This is a genomic window from Psychromonas algicola (assembly GCF_004378355.1).
GTDB lineage: Bacteria > Pseudomonadota > Gammaproteobacteria > Enterobacterales > Psychromonadaceae > Psychromonas.
This window is the reverse complement of record NZ_SNUB01000003.1, coordinates 109,514-132,095: the sequence shown is the minus strand read 5'-3', so window position 1 is coordinate 132,095 and position 22,582 is coordinate 109,514. Positions and strand designations below refer to the sequence as shown.

Here is a 22,582-nt window from a genome sequence, read left to right as displayed (position 1 = left end):
AAGTTTATATTCTATGACGAGGTAATAATAAGTTAAGTAAGATAGCTACGATACCACATAGACTTACGCCTTGTAGACTAAACGAGCCAATACCTAATGCCATTCCACCGATACCAAATACTAACGTAACAGAAACAATACACATATTACGTGGTTGTGATAAATCAACACGATGACGAATCATTGTATTTAAACCAACGGATGCAATCGTACCAAACAACAGCATCATAATACCACCCATTACTGCACCTGGAATTGTTTGTAATACCGCACCAAACTTACCAACGAAGGCTAATAAAATGGCAATAACAGCCGCCCACATCATAATTTTAGGGTTAAAGTTACGTGTTAACATGACCGCACCCGTTACTTCTGAATAAGTGGTATTAGGTGGACCACCAAATAATGAAGCTGCACTTGTTGCAATACCATCACCAAATAGCGTGCGATGTAACCCTGGTTTTTTAAGGTAATCTTTACCCGTTACGTTACTAATGGCAAGGATATCACCAACATGTTCAACGGCAGGTGCAATCGCAACAGGGATCATAAATAACACTGCATGCCAATTCCACTCAGGGGTTACAAACTGTGGGAAACTTAACCAAGCAGCATTACTAATTACTGAAAAATCTAATACACCAAAACCAAGTGATAAAACGTAACCGACAATGACACCGCAAAAGATAGGCACTAATTTAAAGATGCCCTTTGCTAATGTTGATACTAATAATGTCGTGATTAACGATGAAAATGAAATAATCATCGCGGTATTTTGATCCATCAATATCGCACTAGCATCACCAGTTTTTCCTAATGCCATGTTAACGGCAACAGGCGCAAGTCCTAAACCAATCACCATGATCACCGGACCAACAACAACGGGTGGTAATAAGCGATGAATAAATTCAACACCTCTTAGTTTCACTGCGTAAGACATCAGCATGTACACAACACCTGCGGCAAATAAACCAGACATAGTCGCAGGAATGCCCCAAGTTTGAATGCCGTAAGCAATCGGAGCGATAAATGCAAAAGAAGATGCTAAGAAAATAGGCACCTGACCTTTGGTAACGAATTGGAATAATAAGGTACCAATACCCGCAGTAAACAAGGCTACATTTGGATCTAGCCCTGTGATTAATGGCATTAATACTAAGGCACCAAAGGCAACAAATAACATTTGTGAACCAGCAAGTGCTTGCTGGAAAACGTTAAGGTTTTTGGTGATATCTTCCACTGGTTGTTTTTCTTGTTCGGTTGAAGGACTTACCGACATTTCACACTCCATTTAATGGTTTTAGATTACAGGTTTCAAGTATTCGTTGGTGTTAATAATTTAAGCTTTATCGGTTTACTTATTTAGTACCAAATATTTTGTCACCCGCATCACCTAAACCCGGTACGATATAACCACTTTTGTTTAAGTGTGAATCAATTGAAGCAGTATAAACTTCGATATCTGGATGCGTTTCTTCTAATGCTTTTAAACCTTCAGGAGCGGCAACGAGAATTAAGACTTTAATGTTAGTACAGCCACTTTCTTTAATTAGATCTAATGTAGAAATCATTGAACCACCCGTTGCTAGCATTGGGTCTACAACTAGCGCTAAACGTTGATCAATTTGGCTCACTAATTTTTGGAAATATGGAACAGGCTCTAGCGTTTCTTCATCTCGGTAAATACCAACAACGCTTACTTTTGCACTTGGAATATAATCTAAAACACCATCCATCATACCTAAACCGGCACGTAAGATAGGCACAACGGTTACTTTTTTACCTGCTATTTGTTGAACTTCTAACTCGCCTTCCCAACCTTGAATTGTTACCGATTCTAACTCTAAATCTTTAGTTGCTTCATAGGTTAATAGACTTGCTACTTCACGAGCTAACTCACGAAAACGTTTGGTACTAATATCCGCTTCACGTAACAAACCTAATTTATGTTGGATAAGGGGATGTTTTACTTCAACTACTTTCATGATGTTTCTCCAAATGGGTAAAATTTAAAATCGGGTGATAATAGCAGCGCTAAAAGATTCAAATAATGTGTTACATCATTATTAGTCGACTTTAGCCACATATTGGGTAGCTATTATATAGATAATTTCAGTTTATTTACTAGAAATAAAGCGCGACAAAAAAAGGCTAAGAATTTCTTCTTAGCCTTTTTATTTTTTAACTTTTAATAATAATCTTAGTTATTATTCATATTGGTTGCACCAATCTTATGAATGGCTATATCGGCACCATTAAACTCTTCTTCTTCACTTAAACGAAGTGGAGCAAACACACTGACAAGTTTATATACAATAAATCCGCCAACCATTGCAAATACCACGCCTAGAATAGAACCAATGAACTGACTAATAAAGCTAACACCACCTAAACCGCCGAAACTTTCTAGGCCGAAGATACCAGCAGCAACCCCACCCCATAAACCACACACGCCGTGCAATGGCCAAACACCTAGTACATCGTCAAAACTAGAGAATTTATTTTGTACATAAGTAAATAACCAAACAAATAAGCCACCAGCAACCAAGCCTGTAAATAATGCGCCCATAGGATGCATTAAGTCAGAACCTGCACATACAGCAACCAAACCAGCCAACGGTCCATTATGAATGAAACCAGGATCTTTTTTACCGATAACAAGCGAGCTAATAATACCGCCAACCATTGCCATCAATGAGTTCATTGCCACTAAACCACTGATTCCTTCAATCGCTTGTGCTGACATTACATTAAAACCAAACCAACCAATTGATAGAATCCAAGCACCTAAAGCAAGTAATGGAATATTAGATGGTGCAAAGGCAACTAATTTACCATTACGGTAACGACCTTTACGGCTACCTAAAACAATAATCGCTGCAAATGCAATCCAACCACCAACGGCATGAACAACAATTGAACCTGCGAAATCATGGAAAGGTGCACCGAAAGTAACTTCTAACCACTCTTGAAAACCATAGTTACCGTTCCACATTAAACCTTCGAAAAATGGGTAAACTAAACCAACACATAAAGCGGCAGCGATTAACATAGGGTTAAACTTAGCTCGCTCAGCCACACCACCTGAAATAATGGCAGGGATCGCAGCAGCAAAGGTCATTAAGAAGAAAAATTTCACTAACTCGTAGCCGTTATTTTCAGCTAGCACAGATGCGCTATCAAAAAAGGTCACGCCATAAGCAAGCCAATAACCAAAGAAAAAATAAACTAATGCAGAAACGCCAAAATCAGACATGATTTTAACTAATGCATTAACTTGATTTTTGTGACGAACGGTGCCGACTTCTAAAAAAGCAAAGCCTGCATGCATGGCAAAAACCATGATTGCACCTAATAAAATAAATAATGTATCTGCACTACTCACTAAAGCAGTAACGTGGTTCTCTATTAACTCCATGAATCCCTCTTTCAAGCCCTTTAAAAAAATCACGCAACTTTAACTGATCAATGCCCTCGTTAGTAGAAATTTATGCTTTTTATGTCGGTTTTACCTTTTTTTAAATAAAAAAACCAGCAATACATCTTGTATTACTGGTTTTATGGTTTGGATGTGTTTATTTCTTGCGCAGTCGTTCTCTATATTGCTGTTTTGCCATCTGTTGTAAATCCTCAACTCGGTCGCTTTCATCAACAATTTCTTTCCCTAGTAAGGTCTCTACTGCATCTTCTAAAGTCACCACACCAGAGGTTTGGCCAAAGTGATCTTCAACTACAAATAAATGCTCATGCCGTTTTATAAATAAATCTAGCAAATTTAAAACAGGAAAAGCTTCTGAAATACTATGAACGGGTGAACAAATATCTTTTAATAAAACATCGCCTTTACCCTGCCTGTCATAATTATAAAGTTCGTTTTTTAAAACCAGTCCAGTAATGGAGTCCTTACTATCTTGAAATACAGGGATACGAGAGAATACTGCGGTTTTCTCTTCATTTAATGCAGCTTCAACGGTTAACTCTTCAGATAAAGCATGCATGACGGTTCTCGGCGTTAGAATGTCGCCTGTTTTGGCTTCCCTTAATTTTAAGATATTTTCAACGAGTACATTTTCCTGCGTTGCTAACGCACCTTCTTTATAGCTTAAGGCGGTGAAGGCTAATACTTCATCTCGACTTATTGAATCTTTTTTATTGCCACTAAATAATTGTGTAAGACGAGTTGATATCCAAACTAATGGGAAAACTAATTTCACTAAAAAACTGATGGTATAAGCCGAAGGGATCGCTAATTGACGCCAGAATGTGGCACCTAGTGTTTTAGGAATAATTTCAGAGAAATATAAAATAGCTAAAGTTAATAATAGTGCAATTAATGTTTCTGATTGCTCACCATAAATACGAATTGCTTGAGCACCGACACCTGCCGCGCCCATTGTGTGAGCAAAAGTATTAAGAATTAAAATACTTGAAATAGACTGATCTAATTTATTTTTTACTTTACTAAGTACAGCAGCACCACCGGGTTGTTTTTCTTTTATCTGAGTAATATAAATCGGGGTAACAGATAACAAAACCGCTTCCAAGATAGAACAAATGAAAGAGATACCAATAGCCAAACTAAGATAAATTATAAGTAGTGTCATTGAGAATTAAGTACTCCATTTAAAATCGTACTTAATTTATACAACATAATGCCCCCTTTAAACAGTAAAAAGGCGCTCTTCTCTTTAACTGGTTGCACACCTATGAAGCAATTCACAACAATTAAGTGTGAATGCAAGCTATCGACCATATGTGCAGGTGTTTTATTTCAAGTTAAGATTCAGAAAAATACTGATTAAAAAACGTAACATTTTATGACAAGCAATGAGGGTATTCAGAAGTACTTTATTCATCATACTTAACTTCCCATTCTTCTTGACTTACCCCCTCAATAATCACTTCAAATAAAAAACTAAAAACTTTGCTACGATCAATATTCTTAGGCAGTAAATAAATGAGATAAGCTTGAGCTCTCAATTCATCCGATTGAGAATAAATATCTCTCACTCGTGATTTAGTGAGTTCATCTATATCAGAAAAACTAGCAAACTTAGCTTTCTCGTTTACATCAACTTCAACACCAATAATTCGCTCAATATGCTTTAAATGAATTTCAGCTATTCTTACTACTTTTTTGCCAACTTTATTCTCATTCACAATGATACCTTTTTATATTTTATCATTTAATGAGATATCAACTTATAAAATCCAATATAATTTAATGCTATAGAAATAAAGATTATATCCTGATTGATAGATGTTTTTATTCTCAATGAATAACACCATAATACAAGGTTATTTTCAGCCTGAATATAGGCCATAACGACAGCGAGTATTCACCTTTTAAAATATATAAATCATTGTGTTGGATATTTTAACTTTAATGTCACAAACACTCTTATTAAACTTCAAGTTATGATACTGAATGTAAAATGACACAGTTTATCTGGCAATACTACCAACTAATTTCATTCTTTAATAATAACTCCTTAATCCACCTTATTATTCTGATCTAAGCAGGATTGTAAATACGACTATCTACGGATCTTGAACCAGCGACACACGCTATACCTTCAAAAGAGGACAGTCCGTTGTTCTACCAACTGAGCAAAATAGGAATTATTTTTTGATCTTTTTACAAAACGAAAGCAAAAAAAAGCCCACTCAAATGAGTAGGCTTTTAAATGTGGCTCCTCTTGCTGGGCTTGAACCAGCGACACACGGATTAACAGTCCGTTGCTCTACCAACTGAGCTAAAGAGGAATTGTCTTTCTAAATTGTTAATCCTAACAATGAATTAACAGTGTCTCTATCGCTCTACCAACTGAGCTAAAGAGGAATTGTAACTTTCTCACTGAATAATCTAAATACGGATTAACAGTGTCTCTATTGCTCTACCAATCGAGCTAAAGAGGAATTGTTCTTTTAAGTCTTCAAATTATCAGACTCGTTATGCTCGAATCATCAAGCTTAACTAAATGTGGCTCCTCTTGCTGGGCTTGAACCAGCGACACACGGATTAACAGTCCGTTGCTCTACCAACTGAGCTAAAGAGGAATTGTAACTTTCTCACTGAATAATCTAAATACGGATTAACAGTGTCTCTATCGCTCTACCAACCGAGCTAAAGAGGAATTGTTCTTTTAAGTCTTCAAATTATCAGACTTCGTTATGCTCGAATCATCAAGCTTAACTAAATGTGGCTCCTCTTGCTGGGCTTGAACCAGCGACACACGGATTAACAGTCCGTTGCTCTACCAACTGAGCTAAAGAGGAATTGTAACTTTCTCACTGAATAATCTAAATACGGATTAACAGTGTCTCTATTGCTCTACCAACCGAGCTAAAGAGGAATTGTTCTTTTAAGTCTTCAAATTATCAGACTCGTTATGCTCGAATCATCAAGCTTAACTAAATGTGGCTCCTCTTGCTGGGCTTGAACTAGCGACACACGCTATACCTTCAAAAGAGGACAGTCCGTTGCTCTACCAACTGAGCTAACAATTTTAAGTCTTGCGACTTCGTTATGCTCGAATCATCAAGCTTAACTAAATGTGGCTCCTCTTGCTGGGCTTGAACCAGCGACACACGGATTAACAGTCCGTTGCTCTACCAACTGAGCTAAAGAGGAATTGTAACTTTCTCACAGAATAATCTAAATACGGATTAACAGTGTCTCTATTGCTCTACCAACCGAGCTAAAGAGGAATTGTAACTTTTTCACTGAAAAATCTAAATACGGATTAACAGTGTCTCTATTGCTCTACCAACCGAGCTAAAGAGGATTTTTTTTAAAACCGTTAACACTAACAATAAATTAACAGTGTCTCGTTAAAGAGGGCCGCAGTATATTTTTTGCGTTTACCCATGTCAACAAAAAAGGCAGATAAAAAAATTGGTTGCTGATAATTCAAGCAACCAATCACAATTATAGGCAAATCCCTGTTTTATTCTATAATAAAAGCAGAAATTAGATATCCCATTTAATGTTTTTATCTAACATTGTTTTCATTTTTTCAAGTGGTTCATCGTGCTCACCAACAATAACAACTTTTGCTTTACCGATATGTTCTGAAATACCTTTAAAGTGTTGGTTATCAAATTCAGCAGCCGGTGTGAAATCTGCATCATCCGGAACAATAAATACAGTTACACGTCCTTTTTCACCTTGTAAAATCATATGTAATGCTGAAGTACCTTCAAAACTACAATAATTTACAAAGTAAACATTACCTAACCCGCCACTTGCTTCTGCACCATAACGCGCTAATTTAACATTTACATTTTGTAAACTAGCTTGCTCGTTCACTTTTGCTGTTAAAAAGTACTCTTCTTGAACATGTTGTAAAGCAACACTACCAATATTCGGTGTTTGATGGTTAAGAGTACTGTTTACCACAGGTACACTTAATCCGATAACAAACGCAATTGAAGCAGCGATTGCAATATGCCAGCGATTGCTCACGGCTCTGTCTTGCTCAATCGCAAAACTTTGTTCTAAAAGAATTTTATTAGCGAGATCATCTGGAACATCGATCTTTAAACTATCTTTTAATAGTTGATCGAATTCTTTACTTTCTTTTACTAACTTTTGTGCACACTCCGACTCTGCTAACTTGTCTAAAAAATCTTCTGACTTTTCATTAGGTGTCGCAATCGCGGTATGACGAAATAATATATCATCCATGCGCTTCTCCATTATTTTCAATCTCAACTTTCAAATTGGTTTTGAGCAAATTCTTCGCTCTGAATAACCGTGTTAAAACGGTGTTCTTATTCAAACTTAATTGTTCAGCTATTTCATCAGCTGTAAAACCTGCAATTAACTGTAAAAGTAGCGGCTCTTTATAATCCGTTGGTAATGCAGCTATTTTCTGGTTAATAAGTTCTTTATCATAATGGTTAGTGTCTTCTTCCGCAGCGATCTCGTAATCATCGATATCTACTAAAGATAATTGTTTACGCTCAAAGCGTCGTGCATTTTCACGCCTTAATATAGTGAATAACCAACCTTTGGCTGATTTGTCATCTAATAAGCTATCAATGCTTTTCCAAGCTCGTAAGCAAGTTTCTTGTACTAGATCTTGAGCGACCTCAGAATCACGACATACCCAGTAAGCATAACGGTATAAGTCGGCACTGTAGACGTTCACTAATGACTCGTATCTTTTTTGTTTTCTATCCATATCCTTAATGACCGAGGATGATGAACTTTTATTTCGCTTTTTTGTAAAAAGATTCATTAAATTCCTTAACTACTTATTTATATCCGTTATCACTTAGAAAGCCTATCCGTTGTTATCTTATAAAGCCTTAATTTAAAGTCTTAGCTAGTGACTGAATAAGGTACTTTGATTGGTAATGATTAAATACCAACCTTTAAATAAATTGTCGAAAAAAATGATTTTATCTAAAAAGAACTAAAGTTACATTTTTGTAAAAAAAAATTTTAAATTAATTGAAATTTTTTTTCTAGATATACGGTATATATCATTGAACATATAATCTACGCACGTAATACGTGCCATTTTACATTAAAAATAAAGGATACATCTCATGAAAAAATCAAATCTTGCACTAGCAGCGACAGTTTCTACTCTTATTACAGTTGGCGGCAGCCTAGTTTCAGCTCCAGCAATGGCAGCAAGCAAAGAAAAATGTTACGGAATTGCACTTGCTGGTCAAAATGATTGTGCAACGAACACAAGTTCTTGTGCTGGTACGTCAACTGTTGATAACCAAGGTGATGCATTCATCGCAGTACCAAAAGGTTTATGTGGAAAAATTACAGGCGGAAGCTTAACTCCTACAGCTTAATAATTATTTACGTTTAATGAATTTAGACCGGGGCAACCCGGTCATTATACAGCATTTACAAGGACATAAATGTGCATAGTCCAAAAACAACTAATGTAGGGATAGGGTTAAGGCCTGAACACTATCAAGTAATTGAACAAACTAAACCTGCAATAGATTTTCTAGAAGTACATAGTGAAAACTATTTTGACCCGCACTCATTACATTACTCTTATCTACAACAAATCAGCCAACATTACCCTTTAAGCTTTCATGGAATCGGCCTTTCTCTGGGCAGTGATGAAGCAGTTTCAATTAAACATTTAAAGCAATTAAAAACGTTAATTAATGAATTTAACCCTTTTTTAGTCTCTGATCATTTAAGTTGGAGCTCATTACAAGGTGCTTATTTTAATGATTTATTGCCTGTACCTTATACATACGAAGCGCTAATGCGTTTTGTTAGCAATATCAATCAAGTACAAGATTATTTACAAACGCAAATTATTATTGAAAACCCCTCTTCTTATTTAGAGTATCAAGAAACTGATCTTCCTGAAGCAGAGTTTCTTAATCAAATTAGTGAAAAAACAGGCTGTGGTTTATTGCTAGACATTAATAATATTTATGTGAGTGCAGTAAATAATGATTTTTCAGCACAGCAATATTTAGACATAATTCATTTTAACAAAGTGCAAGAAATCCATTTAGCAGGACATACGCGTAAAGAATTTGAAAACGGTGATATTCTCATCGACACACACAGTAAACCAATTAACCAACCCGTTTGGCAGTTATATAAAGATAATATTGGCAAAATTCATAATGCAGTCACTTTAATCGAGTGGGATGCAGATTTACCTGATATTTCTGTTTTATTAAGTGAACGTGATAAAGCAAAACATATTTTAACGGACTCATCTCATGGATAACGATACAAATATGGGGAAATTTACTCCTTTAAAACTTAAAGCCCTCCAGGAAGCTTTTAGCCAAACACTATTATATCAAGATTCAGATATTGCTTCGCAATTAAAAGAAAAAGTTGGCTTTAGTGCGGATCAGTTATTACAGATACATCGTAATAATTTTGTAATCAGCGTAACGGATAGCTTAAAAGCAGTTTATAACTGTACTCTGCAATTAGTGGGAGACGAGTTTTTTGAAAGCGTTGCAAGGCACTATCTGTTAAATAATCCACCTACGGAAAATAATATTCGAGTATATGGCGAAGGCTTCCCCGAATACCTAAGCACATTACCGCAGTTAGCGGAGATGCCTTATATAGCAGAAATGGCTAAATTTGAATCGTTATATGAGCATTCTCAAAATTTACCAATACAACAAAGTGCATTTGATCCTCAAGCTTTACAACAAGTTGCAGCTGATGATTTTGCTGAACTACAATTTTTAATCAGATCTGATTACCTTGTTTTTGATAGCACACAAAACATCTACTTATTATTCAATATGATAAAAAACAATGATGTTAAAGAGGCTGATCTTAACCATGAGTGCTACCTTTTATTACAAAAGAACCCAGACTTTACTATTAATGTAATTGAACTGTCAGAGCCTCAATGGCAATTAATTAAACAACTACAACAAAAGGTGACTTTAGAAAATTTGCAACCTAGCAGTTTGCAAGAGCAGTTAAGTGACTTATTAACAGCAAATTTAATCAGTGGATTTACTATCAATGAAAATAAGGGAAAACAATGAATGCATTAATCAATTTTTATGAGCAAGCAGTTAAGGCTCTTCAGCAATATATAGAGCCTTTAGTGTTATTAGCCGCTCGCTTGTGGGTTGCTAATGTATTTTGGAAATCAGGCTATTTAAAAGTAACCACCTGGGATAGCACTTTATATTTATTTAAAGAAGAATATCAAGTTCCTTTAATTCCTTGGGAATTAGCTGCTTATTTAGCAACGGCTGCTGAACTAGTATTACCTATTTTCTTTGTCCTTGGCTTACTCACTCGCCCGGTAGCGATTGGTCTGTTTATGGTGAATATGGTGGCAGTTATTTCATACCCAGTATTATGGAAAGGTGGTTTTTATGACCATCAGTTATGGGGAGCACTTATTTTGATGAACATTATGTGGGGCGCTGGTAAAATTTCAGTTGATCACTTATTAACTAGAAAAAACAACCGTTTAGATAAATTCTAAAACATACACTCGATATGCATAACAATGATTGTTCTACTTTCACTTGTTATGCATATTTTTGATTACTAACTATCGAATAATTAAGAAATCATAATATAAATTAACAGGCGTATTATCGACTTCAACAGTAATATCAAAGCGCCATAACATCCTATCAGTAGTACAGACTCCTACCATACTTTTTGTAGTTGAAATAAATTGTCCTTCAATTTCTGTTACTTGAGAAAATTGCATTGGTATTTTTCCCATAAACATAGTTTTGCCAATTGTTTTTGCGCTCAACACTTTCCAATTTTTCAATTCGCTTTTTAGCGTCAGATGAAACCAACTTTCAGGTGTAATTTCCCTTTCTTCAACGGATAACGTGAATGCCCCAAAAGGGGAATTAAAGGTGCAATCTTTAGAAAAATCACAAACACTTTCATCTAAAATTAGTGCTTCAATCGATGTTTCATCACTCGTCGTTGCTTGTTTGTCAGTCATTGATTCAATGGTACGCCAGATAAAAAGCCCGATTAGCAAACACAGCATAATAAGCAATTGAATCAATCTGCTTTTTGTTAACATTGTAATTCCCTGTAAAAATAATGGTTAACGCGCATTTTTTAACATAAACCTTAGTTTTATTAACATTAAAGCAATGCAAATCTGTTTATTTTTTCAATTGTCGCGTAAACTTCGCCTCAAATATAGAACTTTTGAATTTACTTTGATAGTTTCTATTATTGAATACTTATTATTACGTCTAATAAACGTACATTATAAATAAATGCATGGAATCAATACAATGACAACCGCAACCAATATACAACCTGATTACAACATGAAAGTTGTTCGTCAGTTTACGCTTACCACTATCCTCTGGGGTATTGTAGGTATGGCAGTTGGCGTAATTATCGCCGCTCAACTTGTCTGGCCTGCTTTAAATTTCGATACGCCTTGGCTTACTTATAGCCGCTTACGTCCATTACATACTAATGCTGTTATTTTTGCATTTGGTACATCAGCGTTAATGGCAACTTCTTTTTACGTGGTACAACGTACCTGTCAAACAAGATTGTTTGGTGGTCCGTTAGCTTCAATTGTATTTTGGGGATGGCAATTAGTTATTCTTTCTGCTGCAATTTCTTTACCTCTAGGTTACACAACCTCTAAAGAATACGCAGAACTAGAGTGGCCAATCGATTTATTGATTACTGCTATTTGGGTTGTTTATGCGACGGTTTTCTTTGGGACATTAGCAATACGTAAGACATCTCATATTTATGTAGCTAACTGGTTCTTTGGTGCGTTCATTCTAACTGTTGCGGTATTACATATTGTAAATAGTTTAGCAATTCCTGTGTCTATGAGTTCAATGAAATCATACTCAGTTTACGCTGGAGCCGTTGATGCCATGGTGCAATGGTGGTATGGACATAACGCAGTTGGTTTCTTATTAACAGCAGGTTTTTTAGGCATGATGTATTACTTCGTACCTAAACAAGCTAACCGTCCTGTTTACTCTTACCGTTTATCAATTATCCATTTTTGGGCTTTAATTGCGGTATACATCTGGGCTGGCCCACATCATCTACATTACACAGCATTACCTGATTGGGCTCAATCTTTAGGTATGGTGATGTCTTTAATTCTATTTGCTCCATCTTGGGGTGGTATGATCAACGGTATCATGACGCTTTCTGGTGCTTGGCATAAACTACGTACTGACCCTATTTTACGTTTTTTAGTGGTTTCATTATCTTTCTACGGTATGTCTACGTTTGAAGGTCCAATGATGGCAATTAAAACGGTTAATGCTTTATCTCATTACACAGACTGGACAATCGGCCACGTACACTCAGGTGCACTTGGTTGGGTTGCAATGGTTTCAATCGGTTCTCTTTACCACTTGATTCCTCGTTTATTCGGTCAAAATGGTATGTACAGCACGGCATTAGTTAACTTACATTTCTGGTTAGCCACTATCGGTACTGTTTTCTATATCGTAGCAATGTGGATTTCAGGTGTGATGCAAGGTCTAATGTGGAGAGCGGTAAACGCAGACGGTACATTAACTTACACATTTGTTGAGTCATTAGAAAAATCTTACCCATTCTACGCAATGCGTTTATTAGGTGGCATTATCTTCCTAAGCGGTATGTTTATTATGGCTTACAACACATACAAAACGATTTCTGCTGAAGAAGGCTCTATCAAGCCTCAAGAATTAGGTTAGAGGAGAGTTAATAATGAAACACGAATTTATTGAAAAGAATGTTGGCTTATTAGCTATCTTCATTATCATCGCGATTAGTTTTGGTGGCTTGGCTCAAATCACGCCATTAATATTTCAAAAAGAAACCAATGAACCTGTTGATACACTTGTTCCGTATACAGCATTAGAAATGGAAGGACGTGATATCTATATTCGCGAAGGTTGTAGTGTATGTCACAGCCAAATGATCCGCCCTTTCCGTGCTGAAACAGAACGTTATGGACACTACAGTATGGCTGGTGAGCATGTATGGGAACATCCATTCCTATGGGGTTCTAAACGTACCGGTCCTGATCTAGCACGTGTTGGTGGTCGTTATTCAGATGCATGGCATGAAGTACACTTACTTAATCCTCGTGATGTAGTACCTCAATCTAATATGCCTGGCTTCCCATGGTTAGCAACAAATACTTTAACAGGTGAAGATACTGCACGTAAGTTAGAGATTTTCAGAAATAACTTCAAGGTGCCTTATACCGATGAAGATATCGCTGGAGCAAAAGCGGCGGTTGAAGGTAAGACTGAAATGCAAGCATTGATTGCATACTTACAAAAACTAGGTCACGCATTTAAATAATATATAACAGCGCTTAGCAATAAGCGCTTCTCAACTACTGGAGGCTATAATGGATTTTGCAACATTTAACGGACTATATACTTTGTTCTTAATTATAATTTTCGTTGCTTTGATTTTGTGGGCTTACAGTAAAAAACATAAACAGACGTTTGAAGAAATGGGTAATTCAATTTTAGATGACGATCTGGATACAACAAAGTATGAAAGCACTTCAAGCGAACATACGGGAGCTAAAAAATAATGAGCATTTTTTGGACAATATGGATCACTGTTATCACACTAACCGTCATTATTGGTTGTGCAGTGCTTCTGAAATCAGCAAATACAAACTCAACGGGTGTTGAAGAAGGCGAACCAATGCCTCACACTTTTGATGGCATTCAAGAATTAAATAACCCACTTCCAAAATGGTGGGTAGGTTTATTTTGGTTCACTATCGTCATTGCACTAATTTACTCGTTCACATTCCCAAGCTATACAGCAAACTGGAATGGTTTATTGGATTGGTCAAGTTCAGAGCAAAGCGTTAAATCTCCTGAAGAATCAGAAAAATTAGCTGAAACATCGCACTCGCAATACCAACGTGAAATTAATGATGCAGAAGCTAAGTATGGCGCAGTATTTAAACAACTCGCTTATGATGAATCTGGAGCATATAAAGATATCGCAGTCATTGCTAACGATCCTGAAGCAGTAAAAGTAGGTCAACGCCTCTTCTTACAAAACTGTGCTCAATGTCATGGCTCAGATGCTCGTGGTGGTAAAGGTTTCCCTAACTTAACTGATAATGATTGGTTATATGGCGGTAATCCAGCGCAAATCAAAGCAACCTTAATGCACGGTCGTGTTGCAGCAATGCCAGCTTGGAAAGATATTCTAGGTGAGCAAGGCGTAACTGAAGTAACTAGCTACGTATTACAATTAAGTGGTCGTCGTGTTAACTCAATCGAAGCGCAAGCTGGTCAAGAACGTTTTGCTATGTGTGCTGCTTGTCATGGAGCAGATGGTAAAGGAATGGAAGCATTTGGTGCGCCTAACCTCACCGATAAAGTTTGGTTATACGGTGGTTCACGTAAAGCCGTTGAAGATACAATTAACAACGGTCGAAATGGTGTAATGCCTGCTTGGAGCGGTATTTTAGGTGAAGATAAGATTCAAGTTATCTCTGCTTATGTTTACTCTTTATCACAACAAAAATAGACTTAACTAAACAAAGCTTTATTTAAGTGAAATAGATATCAAAAGCCTCGTCAATCGGGGCTTTTTTATAGCTAAAATTTATCGTTGATGCTAAATTATTGGCCATTGTCACCCGCTCTATAAACAACAGGAACTGTCATGCAAACAAATACAAAAAAATCTTGGTTTAAACAATTTTGGCCTTGGTTTTTAATTATTTTACCAATGGCAGCCGTAGTTGCTAGTATCAGTACGCTTATTATTGCTACCGATAACAAGCCTGAGATGGTGGTTGATGATTATTATAAAACAGGTAAAGCAATTAATGCCGATTTAAGCTTACTAACAAAAGCCAAAGAGTTAGGTATTTCTGGCTTAGTCACTCAACAACCAAATGGTTTATTGATCAAACTTGAAGGTTTAGAAACAAACGCATCAATCAGTTTTTCTTTATACCACTCTACACAATCGAAACGCGATAAAGCACAAATGTTAACAGCAGATGCAAACGGTGATTATCGTTATGAAACGGAAGATTCATTAACAGGTAAATGGACACTTCGTATAGAGCCTTTTGATAAACAATGGCGCTTACAACAAGCAGTACAATTCCCAGCTAAGAATATCGCACTATAAATGCAAGACAAAGATCACTGCTTTCATTGTGGAGAGCCTAATCCAAGTAACTTAAGTTTTCAGGTTACTATCAATGGTCAGACACAAGAAATGTGTTGCCCTGGCTGCCAAGCTGTAGCCCAAACCATTGTTGATAGTGGGTTAAGCTCTTATTATGAGCATAGAACAGAAGTAGCGAGTAAAGGTGAGTTTTTAGTTCCCGAAGAATTACAGCAGCTTGAGCATTACGATCTTGAACAAATTCAATCAGACTTTATAAAAACAGCTGGCTCAATCACTGAAGTGACTTTAACTGTCGAAGGTATAAGTTGTGCTGCTTGTGCTTGGTTGATCGAGAAACAATTACGTTTTTTAGCTGGCCTGCAATTTGTCAATGTTAATACAACATTAAACCGCGCAGTGATTCGTTGGGATAATGAACAACTTGCCTTAAGTACAATACTTCAAAAAATACAAAAAATTGGTTATAAAGCCTACCCCTTCCAAGTTAACCAACAAGAAATTTTTTACAATGCCCAAGTAAAATCCTATTTAAGACGTTTAGGGCTAGCAGGCTTAGCTACCATGCAAGTCATGATGTTTGCAATTGCCTTATATGCTGATTTTTTCTCAGGTATGGAAGAAGAGTTTATTCATTATTTTAGATGGGTAAGCTTTATTTTAGCCACGCCTGTTCTTCTTTATAGTGCACAACCCTTTTATGTTAATGCATGGCGCAATATTCGCAATAAAACGCTTGGCATGGATATTCCGATCTCTATCGCATTATTAGGCGCTTACACTGCTTCTGGCTATGCAACAATCATGGAGCAAGGTGAAGTTTATTTTGAATCTGTGTCTATGTTTACTTTTTTACTGTTATTGGGACGTTTATTAGAATTAAGAGCTCGACGTAAAGCCTCGGAAACAAGCAGTAATTTGTTACGCTTATTGCCTTCAATGGCCACGCTTTTAGACTCAGAGGACGGTGTAATAATACATCAGCTTATTCCAGCTAAAACATTAATTGCAGGCCAACGAATTTTAGTAAAAGCAGGTGAAACGATTGCTGTAGATGGAAAGATCATTGATGGACAAAGTAATATAGAAGAGTCCATGTTAACAGGTGAGCATTTGCCTGTTTTTAAACAGGCGCTTGATACAGTATATGCAGGCACAGTGAACATCAGTAGCCCATTAACTATTGAAGTCGTGAATGTAGGTAATAACACACTTATTTCAGATATTATTCAATTACAAAATAGTGCGCAGGAAAATAAACCTCGTATCGAAATCATGTCCGATATTGTTTCACGATATTTTGTAGGCGCATTATTAATTATTGCAGCGATCACTTATACCACTTGGCATTTCATCGATCCAGCGCAAGCCTTTTGGATCACGTTATCAGTACTCGTTGCAACCTGCCCGTGCGCTTTATCACTTGCGACCCCAACAGCCTTAACTTGTGCAACCGCTCAGCTTAATAAACAGGGGATCTTAATTAAACAACACCATGTTTTGGAAACCATTAATCAAATTCAGCATATTGTTTTTGATAAAACAGGCACCTTAACTAAGGGCAACTTTAAATTATTAACAACAACGGTTCATAGCCAATACAGTGAACAGGATTGTATTAATTTAGCAGCAAACCTTGAAAAGACTTCAGAGCACCCTATTGCAGTCGCTTTCTCTGAATTACAAACACAACAAATTAATTTAAGCGATCTTAAAAACATTCCTAGCCAAGGACTTCAAGCGACTTGGAACAATAACTTACAAGCGCATCAGGTTAAATTAGGGCACGCTAAGTTTTGTGAAATACAACAAACAAGTTTAAGCCAAGAATTATTATTGTATTTAACAATCGACGGTGAATTAGTCGCAACCTTTGAATTGGGTGATGAGGTTAGAGAATCAGCACAAGCATTAATTGATTTTTGTAAACAAAAAAATTGGAATATCACACTTCTAACTGGCGATATTTCCAATAAAAGCGAAGAAGTCGCACTGCAGTTAGGCATTAACAATGTTGTTAAAGGCGTGAGTCCACAACAGAAGTTAGCTCATATTCAAAAACTACAACACACGCAACAGGTCGCGATGATTGGCGATGGTATTAATGATGCTCCTGTTTTAGCTGGCGCTCATGTTTCTGTGGCATTAGCGACAGGGACCGATATTGCTAAAAACAGTGCGGATGTTATTTTGCTGGGTTCAGACCTACAAAAAGTTGCATTATTAGCAAGTAATGCCAAACAAACAACGCATATCATTAAGGAAAACTTAGGCTGGGCCCTAGGATATAATTTAATTATTGTACCATTAGCAGTAATGGGCTTAGTGCCACCATATGTTGCAGTATTAGGCATGTCCTTTAGTTCGTTAATTGTGGTTAGTAATTCATTAAGGTTATTAAAATGAGCATTATCTATGTGTTAATCCCCATTGCGATGATATTTGTTGCGATAGCCGTTCTTGTCTTTTTTTGGGCGGTCAAGTCTAATCAATATGAAGATTTAGACAGAGAAGCGGTTAATATTCTTTTTGATGAAGATGTTATCGATGCAAAATCAACCTCAGAAACAAACAAAATACTATCTGAAAGCAAGTCTTCTGAGGATAAGTCATCAGAGAAAAAGGATCATTAAGCCATGATCATTAACGACTTTTTCAGTGCTTTTTTAGTCGGTTTATTAGGTGCAGGACATTGTATTGGAATGTGTTCTGGCATTGCTAGTGCATTAAGTTTTTCTATCAATCCACAACAAAAAAATGGCTTACTTAGCTTGTTATTATACAACCTAGGGCGAATCAGTAGTTATTCTATTGCTGGCTTTGTTTTTGCAGCAAGTAGCAGCTTATTACTGGTTTGGATGGGCGGTAAAGAATCGCTTATTTATTTACGCATCTTTGCTGGCATTATGATGCTGTTATTGGCTTTTTATATTGCCCGAATTTGGAACGGTTTATTATTTGTAGAGCGCTCAGGGCAATTATTATGGAAATTTATTAAACCCATTGCTCAATATTTCCTTCCGTTAAAACACCCTCTTCTGGCTTTTCCTCTTGGTTTTTTTTGGGGTTGGTTACCTTGCGGTCTCGTTTATTCAAATTTAATCTGGGCAATCAGTACTGGTGATGGCATTAATGGCTTAATGATCATGCTCGGATTTGGTCTGGGCACTTTACCTGCGATGATGTTAGTTGGCTCTTTAAGCCATAAACTAAAAAAACTACTTAATAAACAATGGTTTCGTTACGGTAGTGGTTTAGTGTTGGCCTTATTTGCTTTACAGACACTGTCTGTGGCGATAGATCAAATATAATAATAAAGAAATGTAGGCTTTATCATAACTTTTACATCGTCCCGATTTATCTTAATTTGTGTATTTAAAGGGCGTTTGTAAAGTGATACTATGACCTAAATCAATAAAATATTAAGAGTCTATATGGATAAAAGTACTTCAGGACGTTCACAAATAAACGGATGTGCCATTCACTGTCAAGATTGCAGCATAAGTCAGCTGTGTATCCCTTATTCGCTTAATGAAACTGAATTAGATCGTTTGGATGATATCATCGAACGTAAAAAACCAATTCAGAAGGGTCAAGAGATCTTTAAAGCTGGTGAAGAAATGAAATGCTTATATGCAATTCGTTCTGGTACCTTAAAATCTTATACCATTACAGAACAAGGTGATGAGCAAATCACAGCATTCCACCTTGCTGGTGACCTAGTTGGTTTTGATGGTATCAGTTCAGGTACTCATCCTAGTTTCTCTCAAGCACTTGAAACAGCGATGATCTGTGAAATCCCTTACGATACTTTAGATAACTTATCTACAACTATGCCTAAGTTAAGACAGCAAATATTGCGCCTTATGAGCTCTGAGATTGTTGGCGATCAAAATATGATCCTGCTTCTTTCTAAGAAAAATGCAGAAGAAAGATTAGCCTCTTTTATTCATAACCTATCTGTACGTTATGCTGCACGTGGTTTCTCTCCAAAAGAATTCAGATTATCAATGACACGTGGAGATATCGGTAACTACTTAGGTTTAACCGTTGAAACCATCAGTCGTTTATTAGGACGCTTCCAAAAAAGCGGTATGATAGGCGTAAAAGGCAAGTACATTACAGTATTAGATGAAGTACAACTAGCTGAATTAGCAGCGGCTTCTCCTAAAGCTTAACTCCACCTCACACTTATATAGCCAGAGTAAACTTAATTTGGTTTTTCTGGCTTATATCCTATCAGTTTCCTAAAATTTAAACTAAATTATAGTATGGTTTATTAATAATCTTGGAGGCTAACATGCTTAAATATCGCAATATTTTAGTTTATATAGACCCAACTCAAGAACAACAACCTGCATTACAACGCGCAGTTGAAATTGCTCAAAAAGAACAAGATGCAAAAATAACTTTGTTTTTAAGTTGCTACGATTTAACTTATGAAATGACATCGCTAAGTTCAGCAGAAGAACGTCAAACCATGCAATCTCTTGTCATAAAAGATAACCAAGAATGGTTAAATACACTGGCTGCACCTTATGCAGAGCAAGGCTTAAAAATAAGTTGTGAGGTTTGCTGGCATAACCGCCCTTTCCAAGCGGCGATTCAACTTATACTAAAGAATGGATATGATTTACTAATTAAGTCGACTCACCCACACTCTCAATTGAGTGCTATTTTATTCACACCGACAGATTGGAATTTATTACGTAAATGTCCTATTCCATTACTATTAGTAAAAGCAGACTCGTGGCCTGAAAATGCGAATATACTTTGCGCAATTGACTGTAAAAGCATTCAGGACGATGAGCAACATGATTTAAGCGAATCAATTTTGACGGAAGCCAATGATATTGCAGCGATGATCAAGTCTAATGTACATATTGTTAATGCTTATCCTAGCCCCCCCATGAATATCATGATGGAATTGCCTGAATTTGATCCAATCCATTACGAAGATGGACTAAAAAAAATTCACCAAGAAACGTTAAACGAGTATGCTAAGAAATATAATATCGATCCTAAAAACACGCATTTACATCAAGGGATCCCTGAAGATGTAATTAGTAATGTAGCGAATGAATTAGATGCTGCATTGGTAATTTTAGGATCAGTAGGACACTCAGGTATTGGCGCGACATTATTGGGCCATACCGCGGAGCAAGTTATTGATAAATTAAACAGTGACCTACTTGCACTTAAACCTAAAGGCTTTGTAAGCCCAATAAAACTAACTTAATAGAGGTAAAATGAACAGACTAGTTAAAGGTGATAAAGCACCACAATTCACTTTAGATGATGACAATGGTAACAGCGTTTCTTTAGCCGATTTAGCTGGAAAAAAAGTACTTGTTTACTTTTATCCTAAAGCAATGACACCAGGCTGTGTTACCCAAGCTTGTGGATTAAGAGATATTAACGCGCAACTTGCAGACCTAAATACAATTGTATTAGGTGTTAGCCCAGATCCCGTTAAGAAGCTTGAAAACTTTGTTACTAAAAAGGAATTAAACTTTCCACTGTTATCAGACACAGACCATGCAGTGGCAGATCAGTTTGGTGTATGGGGCGAAAAGAAATTCATGGGTAAAATCTATGATGGCATTCATCGTATTAGCTTTTTAATCGATGAACAAGGCATAGTAGAAAAGGTCTTTGATAAGTTCAAAACAAAAGATCATCATCAAGTTGTATTGGATTATTTACAATCTGGCGAATAAGATAATTAAGCTTATATAACCACCAATACTCTTAACTAAAACTAATGAACTAAAGAGCATTAATTGCTCTTTAGTTTAATCAGCCTGTTAATTCGTTTACCTAAATAGAATTATAAAGAGTTAGCCTCTTCATTCTCCGCATGAATTTCGTTCTGTACCGTAGGCCAAGCATTTAATATTGCTTTAACTAATGTTGCTAATGGAATAGCAAAGAAAACGCCCCAAAATCCCCACAGACCTCCAAAAATTAACACTGATATGATAATAACAACGGGATGTAAATTAACAGCCTCTGAAAATAAAATGGGAACAATTAAATTCCCATCAATCGCTTGAATAATACTATAAGCAAGCATCAAATAAGCAAATTCAGGCGAGATTCCCCATTGAAATAATGCAGTGACAGCCACAGGCACTGTAACAGCAGCAGCACCAATATAAGGGATTAATACAGATAATCCCACCAACACTGCTAATAATGCGGAATAGCGTAAATCCATTAGCATAAAAGTGAAATACGTTGCCACACCTACAATGATGATTTCAATGATTTTTCCACGTATATAATTCATAATTTGACCGTTCATTTCAGACCAAACTTGAGCCGCTAATTTACGGTTCTTAGGTAAGAATGTAGTCATACTTGCGATTAATGAGTTTTTATCTTTAAGCAAGAAAATCATCATTAAAGGTACTAAAATGGTGTAAACCAATAAGGCTGCAATATCTAAAAGAGAAGCAAAAGAGCGTGATAATAAGAAACCACTACTGTTTAGTAAATAAGTTCTAATCGTGCCTATAAAACGACGAATCGTGACAGGGTCAACAGCGTCAGGATACTTACTCGGTAAAGTTAATAAATATGCTTGCCCTTCGTTTAACATCATTGGTGTATCGCGAATAAATGCTGCGGCTTGTTTAAATACTGTTGGTAGTACCCCTAAAAAAGCGAAGACAGAGAGGAAAAGAAAAATACTCATTATAATAAGCGTCGCAAATGTTCTATTTATTTTAAAACGCATTAAATAACTAACAGGCCAATCTAATAAATAAGCTAAAACAATAGCCACAAATAAAGGCGTTAAAATACTTCCCAGAAAATACATAACAACAAAAGAGAAGATTAACAGTAGGAATAAAACACTTAAGTTTGGATCGGCAAAGCGTGCTCTATACCATTGAGATACCTGTGAAATCATTTGTTATTGATCCTTGTAATAAAGTGGACTGAAAATAATTT

At 36.4% G+C, this 22,582-nt stretch carries 24 protein-coding genes and 4 tRNA genes; 15 read left to right on the top strand and 13 right to left on the bottom strand.

The features are described 5' to 3' along the window. Positions 1-4: 4 nt before the first annotated feature. The 11 genes from E2R67_RS02595 to E2R67_RS02545 all read right to left on the bottom strand — a co-directional run bounded on the left by E2R67_RS02595 (position 5) and on the right by E2R67_RS02545 (position 8,246). Positions 5-1,279, bottom strand: a complete 1,275-nt coding sequence (locus E2R67_RS02595; protein ID WP_134289377.1) for a uracil-xanthine permease family protein — start codon at positions 1,277-1,279, stop codon at positions 5-7. Between the two features lie 79 nt (positions 1,280-1,358). After that, positions 1,359-1,985: a uracil phosphoribosyltransferase gene (upp, locus tag E2R67_RS02590; protein WP_134289376.1), complete on the bottom strand. Its 627-nt coding sequence runs from the start codon at positions 1,983-1,985 to the stop codon at positions 1,359-1,361. A 215-nt stretch (positions 1,986-2,200) separates the two neighbouring features. Beyond that, complete coding sequence (locus E2R67_RS02585; RefSeq protein ID WP_134289375.1) at positions 2,201-3,418, bottom strand: ammonium transporter; 1,218 nt, start codon at positions 3,416-3,418, stop codon at positions 2,201-2,203. A gap of 157 nt (positions 3,419-3,575) precedes the next feature. Further along, on the bottom strand, positions 3,576-4,604 hold the full coding sequence (locus tag E2R67_RS02580) for a CNNM domain-containing protein (protein WP_134289374.1): 1,029 nt from the start codon (positions 4,602-4,604) through the stop codon (positions 3,576-3,578). Between the two features lie 244 nt (positions 4,605-4,848). Further along, a complete protein-coding gene (locus tag E2R67_RS02575) occupies positions 4,849-5,160 on the bottom strand; it encodes a hypothetical protein (RefSeq protein ID WP_134289373.1) in 312 nt (103 codons plus the stop codon). A gap of 530 nt (positions 5,161-5,690) precedes the next feature. After that, positions 5,691-5,766: transfer RNA gene (locus E2R67_RS02570), tRNA-Asn, on the bottom strand. Positions 5,767-5,984: 218 nt separating this feature from the next. Then, a tRNA-Asn gene (locus tag E2R67_RS02565) sits at positions 5,985-6,060 on the bottom strand. Between the two features lie 143 nt (positions 6,061-6,203). Beyond that, positions 6,204-6,279: transfer RNA gene (locus E2R67_RS02560), tRNA-Asn, on the bottom strand. A 279-nt stretch (positions 6,280-6,558) separates the two neighbouring features. Then, positions 6,559-6,634: transfer RNA gene (locus E2R67_RS02555), tRNA-Asn, on the bottom strand. Between the two features lie 339 nt (positions 6,635-6,973). Continuing rightward, positions 6,974-7,690 (bottom strand): DUF3379 family protein, encoded by a 717-nt coding sequence (locus E2R67_RS02550; RefSeq protein WP_134289372.1) that lies wholly within the window; start codon positions 7,688-7,690, stop codon positions 6,974-6,976. Beyond that, on the bottom strand, positions 7,683-8,246 hold the full coding sequence (locus tag E2R67_RS02545) for a sigma-70 family RNA polymerase sigma factor (RefSeq protein ID WP_134289371.1): 564 nt from the start codon (positions 8,244-8,246) through the stop codon (positions 7,683-7,685). Before E2R67_RS02545 ends, E2R67_RS02550 begins: the two co-directional genes overlap by 8 nt. A gap of 313 nt (positions 8,247-8,559) precedes the next feature. On the opposite strand from E2R67_RS02545, the gene E2R67_RS02540 reads away from it, so the two are divergent. From E2R67_RS02540 to E2R67_RS02525, 4 genes are all read left to right on the top strand, one after another. Next, a complete protein-coding gene (locus tag E2R67_RS02540) occupies positions 8,560-8,820 on the top strand; it encodes a BufA1 family periplasmic bufferin-type metallophore (protein WP_134289370.1) in 261 nt (86 codons plus the stop codon). 71 nt (positions 8,821-8,891) lie between these two features. Beyond that, on the top strand, positions 8,892-9,731 hold the full coding sequence (bufB, locus tag E2R67_RS02535; protein ID WP_208379441.1) for an MNIO family bufferin maturase: 840 nt from the start codon (positions 8,892-8,894) through the stop codon (positions 9,729-9,731). Continuing rightward, positions 9,724-10,521, top strand: coding sequence for an HvfC/BufC N-terminal domain-containing protein (locus E2R67_RS02530; protein ID WP_134289368.1), 798 nt, complete (start codon positions 9,724-9,726; stop codon positions 10,519-10,521). Before bufB ends, E2R67_RS02530 begins: the two co-directional genes overlap by 8 nt. Further along, positions 10,518-10,973 carry a DoxX family protein gene (locus E2R67_RS02525; RefSeq protein ID WP_134289367.1) on the top strand — a complete coding sequence of 152 codons (456 nt, stop codon included), beginning with the start codon at positions 10,518-10,520 and terminating at the stop codon, positions 10,971-10,973. The genes E2R67_RS02530 and E2R67_RS02525 overlap by 4 nt, the downstream gene beginning before the upstream one ends. Positions 10,974-11,042: 69 nt before the next feature. On the opposite strand, the gene E2R67_RS02520 is transcribed toward E2R67_RS02525, so the two are convergent. After that, positions 11,043-11,540 carry a hypothetical protein gene (locus E2R67_RS02520; protein ID WP_134289366.1) on the bottom strand — a complete coding sequence of 166 codons (498 nt, stop codon included), beginning with the start codon at positions 11,538-11,540 and terminating at the stop codon, positions 11,043-11,045. Positions 11,541-11,760: 220 nt separating this feature from the next. Here E2R67_RS02520 and ccoN point away from each other — a divergent pair, with 220 nt between their 5' ends. The 11 genes from ccoN (at position 11,761) to bcp (ending at position 21,342) form a co-directional block, all read left to right on the top strand. After that, a complete protein-coding gene (gene ccoN / locus E2R67_RS02515) occupies positions 11,761-13,191 on the top strand; it encodes a cytochrome-c oxidase, cbb3-type subunit I (RefSeq protein ID WP_134289365.1) in 1,431 nt (476 codons plus the stop codon). Positions 13,192-13,204: 13 nt separating this feature from the next. Continuing rightward, a complete protein-coding gene (gene ccoO, locus E2R67_RS02510; RefSeq protein WP_134289364.1) occupies positions 13,205-13,807 on the top strand; it encodes a cytochrome-c oxidase, cbb3-type subunit II in 603 nt (200 codons plus the stop codon). A 49-nt stretch (positions 13,808-13,856) separates the two neighbouring features. Next, a complete protein-coding gene (locus E2R67_RS02505; protein WP_134289363.1) occupies positions 13,857-14,048 on the top strand; it encodes a cbb3-type cytochrome oxidase subunit 3 in 192 nt (63 codons plus the stop codon). After that, positions 14,048-15,007, top strand: a complete 960-nt coding sequence (ccoP, locus tag E2R67_RS02500; RefSeq protein WP_134289362.1) for a cytochrome-c oxidase, cbb3-type subunit III — start codon at positions 14,048-14,050, stop codon at positions 15,005-15,007. Before E2R67_RS02505 ends, ccoP begins: the two co-directional genes overlap by 1 nt. 138 nt (positions 15,008-15,145) lie before the next feature. Further along, positions 15,146-15,622 carry a FixH family protein gene (locus E2R67_RS02495; RefSeq protein WP_134289361.1) on the top strand — a complete coding sequence of 159 codons (477 nt, stop codon included), beginning with the start codon at positions 15,146-15,148 and terminating at the stop codon, positions 15,620-15,622. Then, positions 15,623-18,028, top strand: a complete 2,406-nt coding sequence (locus E2R67_RS02490) for a heavy metal translocating P-type ATPase (protein WP_134289360.1) — start codon at positions 15,623-15,625, stop codon at positions 18,026-18,028. After that, a complete protein-coding gene (gene ccoS, locus E2R67_RS02485; protein ID WP_134289359.1) occupies positions 18,025-18,255 on the top strand; it encodes a cbb3-type cytochrome oxidase assembly protein CcoS in 231 nt (76 codons plus the stop codon). Before E2R67_RS02490 ends, ccoS begins: the two co-directional genes overlap by 4 nt. A gap of 3 nt (positions 18,256-18,258) precedes the next feature. After that, entirely contained in the window at positions 18,259-18,933 is a 675-nt protein-coding gene (locus E2R67_RS02480) for a sulfite exporter TauE/SafE family protein (RefSeq protein WP_208379440.1), read from the top strand. Between the two features lie 123 nt (positions 18,934-19,056). Further along, a complete protein-coding gene (locus E2R67_RS02475) occupies positions 19,057-19,800 on the top strand; it encodes an FNR family transcription factor (protein ID WP_134289358.1) in 744 nt (247 codons plus the stop codon). Positions 19,801-19,922: 122 nt separating this feature from the next. After that, entirely contained in the window at positions 19,923-20,861 is a 939-nt protein-coding gene (gene uspE, locus E2R67_RS02470; RefSeq protein WP_134289357.1) for a universal stress protein UspE, read from the top strand. Positions 20,862-20,871: 10 nt separating this feature from the next. Next, a complete protein-coding gene (gene bcp / locus E2R67_RS02465; protein ID WP_134289356.1) occupies positions 20,872-21,342 on the top strand; it encodes a thioredoxin-dependent thiol peroxidase in 471 nt (156 codons plus the stop codon). A gap of 110 nt (positions 21,343-21,452) precedes the next feature. On the opposite strand, the gene E2R67_RS02460 is transcribed toward bcp, so the two are convergent. Further along, a complete protein-coding gene (locus E2R67_RS02460; protein WP_134289355.1) occupies positions 21,453-22,541 on the bottom strand; it encodes an AI-2E family transporter in 1,089 nt (362 codons plus the stop codon). Positions 22,542-22,582: the final 41 nt, after the last annotated feature.

Bases quoted from the DNA above. Each gene is read 5' to 3' on its own strand.
- E2R67_RS02495 (WP_134289361.1), top strand. From the start codon at position 15,146: ATGCAAACAAATACAAAAAAATCTTGGTTTAAACAATTTTGGCCTTGG.
- E2R67_RS02525 (WP_134289367.1), top strand. From the start codon at position 10,518: ATGAATGCATTAATCAATTTTTATGAGCAAGCAGTTAAGGCTCTTCAG.
- ccoN (WP_134289365.1), top strand. From the start codon at position 11,761: ATGACAACCGCAACCAATATACAACCTGATTACAACATGAAAGTTGTT.
- E2R67_RS02585 (WP_134289375.1), bottom strand. From the start codon at position 3,418: ATGGAGTTAATAGAGAACCACGTTACTGCTTTAGTGAGTAGTGCAGAT.
- E2R67_RS02550 (WP_134289372.1), bottom strand. From the start codon at position 7,690: ATGGATGATATATTATTTCGTCATACCGCGATTGCGACACCTAATGAA.
- uspE (WP_134289357.1), top strand. From the start codon at position 19,923: ATGCTTAAATATCGCAATATTTTAGTTTATATAGACCCAACTCAAGAA.
- upp (WP_134289376.1), bottom strand. From the start codon at position 1,985: ATGAAAGTAGTTGAAGTAAAACATCCCCTTATCCAACATAAATTAGGT.
- ccoS (WP_134289359.1), top strand. From the start codon at position 18,025: ATGAGCATTATCTATGTGTTAATCCCCATTGCGATGATATTTGTTGCG.
- E2R67_RS02540 (WP_134289370.1), top strand. From the start codon at position 8,560: ATGAAAAAATCAAATCTTGCACTAGCAGCGACAGTTTCTACTCTTATT.
- E2R67_RS02580 (WP_134289374.1), bottom strand. From the start codon at position 4,604: ATGACACTACTTATAATTTATCTTAGTTTGGCTATTGGTATCTCTTTC.
- E2R67_RS02460 (WP_134289355.1), bottom strand. From the start codon at position 22,541: ATGATTTCACAGGTATCTCAATGGTATAGAGCACGCTTTGCCGATCCA.
- bcp (WP_134289356.1), top strand. From the start codon at position 20,872: ATGAACAGACTAGTTAAAGGTGATAAAGCACCACAATTCACTTTAGAT.
- ccoP (WP_134289362.1), top strand. From the start codon at position 14,048: ATGAGCATTTTTTGGACAATATGGATCACTGTTATCACACTAACCGTC.
- E2R67_RS02505 (WP_134289363.1), top strand. From the start codon at position 13,857: ATGGATTTTGCAACATTTAACGGACTATATACTTTGTTCTTAATTATA.
- E2R67_RS02530 (WP_134289368.1), top strand. From the start codon at position 9,724: ATGGATAACGATACAAATATGGGGAAATTTACTCCTTTAAAACTTAAA.
- ccoO (WP_134289364.1), top strand. From the start codon at position 13,205: ATGAAACACGAATTTATTGAAAAGAATGTTGGCTTATTAGCTATCTTC.
- E2R67_RS02595 (WP_134289377.1), bottom strand. From the start codon at position 1,279: ATGTCGGTAAGTCCTTCAACCGAACAAGAAAAACAACCAGTGGAAGAT.
- E2R67_RS02480 (WP_208379440.1), top strand. From the start codon at position 18,259: ATGATCATTAACGACTTTTTCAGTGCTTTTTTAGTCGGTTTATTAGGT.
- E2R67_RS02490 (WP_134289360.1), top strand. From the start codon at position 15,623: ATGCAAGACAAAGATCACTGCTTTCATTGTGGAGAGCCTAATCCAAGT.
- E2R67_RS02475 (WP_134289358.1), top strand. From the start codon at position 19,057: ATGGATAAAAGTACTTCAGGACGTTCACAAATAAACGGATGTGCCATT.
- E2R67_RS02520 (WP_134289366.1), bottom strand. From the start codon at position 11,540: ATGTTAACAAAAAGCAGATTGATTCAATTGCTTATTATGCTGTGTTTG.
- E2R67_RS02545 (WP_134289371.1), bottom strand. From the start codon at position 8,246: ATGAATCTTTTTACAAAAAAGCGAAATAAAAGTTCATCATCCTCGGTC.